The organism is Magnetococcales bacterium (genome assembly GCA_015231175.1).
In the GTDB taxonomy this organism is placed as follows: Bacteria; Pseudomonadota; Magnetococcia; order Magnetococcales; family DC0425bin3; genus HA3dbin3.
The window spans coordinates 1-3975 of sequence record JADGBZ010000146.1 but is presented as its reverse complement, the minus strand read 5'-3'; the positions used below and the strand labels follow the sequence as shown (position 1 = coordinate 3975).

Below are 3975 nucleotides of genomic sequence, written 5' to 3'. Positions count from 1 at the left end.
CTGTCCTGGACCTGCCAGGGAGCCAGCCCCCTGGACCCCGATGCGTTGCCGGGTGGTGAGTCATGACGAGAACAGGAGGATGGCGTGAGCGGAGCCGGCCAGCCTTCCGGGATGGGCGAGGAAGACCACGTCGCATCCACCGATTCCGGAGATTCTTTCGCAGCCACCACGGGGAAACGGTTGCTGATTGCCGGTGGCGGGACGGGAGGACATCTGTTCCCGGCCATGGCTGTTGCCGATGCCTGGAAGGCCGCCACTGGTGGTGAAGTCCTTTTCGTGGGCACGCCCTGGGGTTTGGAGAGTCGGCTGTTGCCTCGGGAGGGGCGGCGCCTGGCCACTTTGCGCGTCGGGCAGCTCAAGGGACGAGGGGTATGGCGGCGTCTGCGTACCCTTGCCGGCCTGCTGCCGAGCCTGTGGGGTGCGCGTCAAATTCTACAGGAGTTCCGGCCCCACGTCGTTCTTGGGGTTGGGGGGTATGCCTCGGCGCCGGCTGTGGTTGCGGCTTGGCTTGCGGGTTGTCCCGCTGTTTTGCATGAACAGAACGCCATGCCGGGCTTGGCCAACAGATTGTTGGGGCGTCTGGTGCAGACAATCTGTTTGAGCTTTCCGCAGGCGTCGGCCCTGTTTCCAGGCCGGAGAGTTTTGTTCACCGGCAATCCGGTGCGCGCAAGCCTGGTGGAGGCGGCGTCGGTCGGGGGGGGATTGTCTTCCGGGGGGCCTTTACGGGTATTGGTCTTTGGTGGCAGCCAGGGGGCGCAAATTCTGACAGAGGTGGTTCCGTCTGCTCTGGCCCAGCTGCCCCAACAGGAGGGGGTGGCGCAGGTTCAGGTGTGGCACCAGGTGCGCGCCGAGGATGCCGCCGCTGTGGAGTCGATCTATCATCGGGCGGGAATTTCGGCGGTTTGTGCGCCATTTTTTCATGACATGGCCCAAGCCTACCAATCGGCTGATCTGATCATCGCCCGCGCCGGGGCGACCACACTGGCCGAATTGACGATCATGGGGAGGCCGGCGTTGTTGATTCCCTACCCTTATGCTGCTGACGATCATCAAACGGCCAATGCCCGGGCCCTGGTGGAGGCGGGTGGGGCGTGGATGCAGCCCCAGGCGCAATTTACGGTGGCATGGCTGACCGAATTTTTGCGCCAGCGTTTGGCGGATCGGGAGGAAATGGCTGGTGTTGGGCAGCGGGCGCGTTCCCTGGCGCATCCCGACGCAGCACAAAAGATTGTCGCCACGCTTTTGGATCTGGCCAGAACAAGCTTTTCTTGCAAGGGTGGTGAATAGTTACCTTTTTTGCAAACTTTTCTGGAAGGGGCTGAACAGTTACCAAGAATATTTTCTCCATGGGTACGGATCGGTTACACTCCCGCCCCATGAAACCCGGTCTCGCCGATCTTTTGCTGGCACATTACGACGGACACAGACGTGATCTTCCCTGGCGATCCACCCGGGATCCGTACCGAATCTGGTTGGCGGAAATCATGTTGCAACAAACCACCGTGGCGACGGCCATACCCTATTATACCCGATTTTTGACCCGTTTTCCGGACATGGAAACCCTGGCTGCGGCCTCACTGGAGGAGGTGTTGGGCCTGTGGCAGGGGTTGGGGTATTACCGGCGGGCGCGTTTTCTGCACGCTGCCGCGCGGCAGGTGGTGGCGCGGCATGGGGGTTGCCTGCCGACCGATTTTTCCACCCTGGTGCAACTCCCCGGGATAGGTCCGAGTACTGCTGGAGCCATTCTGGCCATTGCGCATGATCAACACCATGCCATTCTGGATGGCAATGTGCAGCGGGTGTTGGCGCGTCTGCTCGCCCTCGATCAACCCGTTGCCATGGCCAAAAAGACGCTTTGGGAGAGTGCCCGACGCCTGACACCCACCACCCGACCCGGGGATTACGCCCAGGCGATCATGGATTTGGGAGCCACCCTCTGCACGCCACGTCAACCCGCATGCACCCATTGCCCCTGGAAGGGGGCCTGTCGCGCCCATGCCCTGGATCGCGTGCAGGATTTTCCGCGCCCTCAACCTCGCAAGGAAAAGCCCCGCCTGGAGCAACTCTCGCTGCTGTTGGTGCGGGATGGAACGCATATCCTTCTTTGCCGGCGACCGGAACAAAAATTATTGGGTGGGCTTTGGGAACCCCCGGGAAGCGAACCAGCCACCACGTTAGCCCCCCAGGCCCTCCGGGAGCTGACAAAGCGGCTTGGCGTGCAGATCGACCGGGCCGAACAGTGTCCGACGGTTCGCCACAGCTTCACCCACTTTCATTTGACAGCCCAGGTGTGGAAAGCCGCATGGTGTGCAGACGAGCCAACCGGGTCCGACCCCACCACGGTGCGCCGTTGGGTCAGCCGAGACGAGGTGGATCGCCTCCCGATCGCGACGCTGCATCGCAAAATCCTGATGAGTGCTGAATAGTTACCCTTTATTCAGTCTTCCTGGTCGTCGTGGTGGACTCTATTTTCAAGATCTTGCAGAATTCTTATAATTTCTCCGGAAATTTTATTGATTTTTGAAATTTTCATGACGAGGCTATCGTCGTTTCTGTTGTTCAAGACCCCTTCAAGCAGAAGGCGCCCCTCTCTGTGCAAGTTTTCGTGGGGCTTTTCCAATTCCTTATACTGTATGTGGTTTTGGTATATTTTTCCATCCCCATAATACCACTGCCCGAGGTTGCATCGGGTATGGTCCCTCATGAGTGAATTGAATAAAAAGTCTTTTTTGTAATCAATATTTTCATAATGGGAATTGCGTATCTGGTAAAACATCTCCATCAAATCTTTTCGCCACTGGATGTGATCCAATTGCGACTGATAGACCAAGCCGATGGGTTTTCCCTTGAATTGCTTGTCTTTCCTTAAAAATCCTATGAAATCATCCGTCTCCATAGGTTTTGCCATGAAAAAACCTTGGCCTTGATGGCAACCGCCGTAAAGCAATTTTTTATAGACTTCACACGTTTCTATGCCTTCGGCAACGATCCTCATGCCGATACGTTGGGCCATTCTTATATTGGAGCCGATGATATTGGCTGCCTTGTCGCTACTGAATATTTTTCCGACGATGCTTTTGTCAAGTTTGATCAACGAGAACGGAAATGTTGACAACACCTCCAGGGAGGAGTAGCCCGTGCCGAAATCGTCCAACGCCAGGGTGATTCCCATATTCTTAAAATCATGCATGATTTGAATGGAGTCAACTGACATGTCGGCGACAGTTGATTCGGTCATTTCAAATTGTATGTTTCTCGGATCAAACTCTCCTCTATCGAGGGACTCTTGCACTTGCTGATAAAATCTTCTGCTTTTTAAATCATGAGCCGATATGTTGAATGCAAGGGGAACGTTTTTCCCATATTCCCGGCTGATTTTGTCCAAATCGGAAATCAACACGCCAAAAAGTTTCTCTGTAATCAGGGTGATGAAGCCGGTGCCTTCGGATATGGGGATGAAGTCGTTGGGTGAAACCCATTGGCCATCGCGGCGCCAACGCACCAAAGCTTCGGCTCCGATGGTCTTTCCTGTCATAAAGGATATCTTTGGCTGAAAGAAAAAACAAAACTCGTCCTGGTCCAGACCAATTTTGATGTCATGCAACGAAAAACCCATTTCAGACAAACTCCTTATGTTCTTGAATGATGGGCAATATATCTGGCGACCGGATGTCAAACCTGGATCGCAGCCAGGAGAGGATCTTTCATTTTTTTAATATTTTACTCATTTTTATTATTGCAACACAAAGTCACAAAACGTCAGATCCGCGCATCGTACAACAAGATAATACATTTATCAAGGAATGATTGACAACTGTCAGGACAATCGCATGTGCAAAAACATGCCGCTGATCCCTGTTTTTCAAACCTGCCATGCGTCCGCCTTCTGGCGCAAAAAGACGCGCCAGAAGGCGGACCAAGGCCCGTCGCCCCTTAAGCCTTTTTTGCAAAAAGCGCAAAAAAGGCCTGGGAAAA

3 protein-coding genes are annotated in these 3975 nt (G+C 54.8%); 2 read left to right on the top strand and 1 reads right to left on the bottom strand.

The genetic code is table 11. The features are described from left to right. Positions 1-84 precede the first annotated feature (84 nt). Complete coding sequence (gene murG / locus HQL63_15920) at positions 85-1287, top strand: undecaprenyldiphospho-muramoylpentapeptide beta-N-acetylglucosaminyltransferase (protein ID MBF0178310.1); 1203 nt, start codon at positions 85-87, stop codon at positions 1285-1287. Positions 1288-1346: 59 nt separating this feature from the next. Beyond that, positions 1347-2426, top strand: a complete 1080-nt coding sequence (gene mutY, locus HQL63_15915) for an A/G-specific adenine glycosylase (GenBank protein MBF0178309.1) — start codon at positions 1347-1349, stop codon at positions 2424-2426. 11 nt (positions 2427-2437) lie between these two features. On the opposite strand, the gene HQL63_15910 is transcribed toward mutY, so the two are convergent. Continuing rightward, positions 2438-3616, bottom strand: a complete 1179-nt coding sequence (locus tag HQL63_15910) for an EAL domain-containing protein (GenBank protein MBF0178308.1) — start codon at positions 3614-3616, stop codon at positions 2438-2440. Between the last annotated feature and the right edge of the window lie 359 nt (positions 3617-3975).

Excerpts from the sequence above, each read along its gene's own strand:
- mutY (MBF0178309.1), top strand. The coding sequence starts at position 1,347 with ATGGGTACGGATCGGTTACACTCCCGCCCCATGAAACCCGGTCTCGCC.
- HQL63_15910 (MBF0178308.1), bottom strand. The coding sequence starts at position 3,616 with ATGGGTTTTTCGTTGCATGACATCAAAATTGGTCTGGACCAGGACGAG.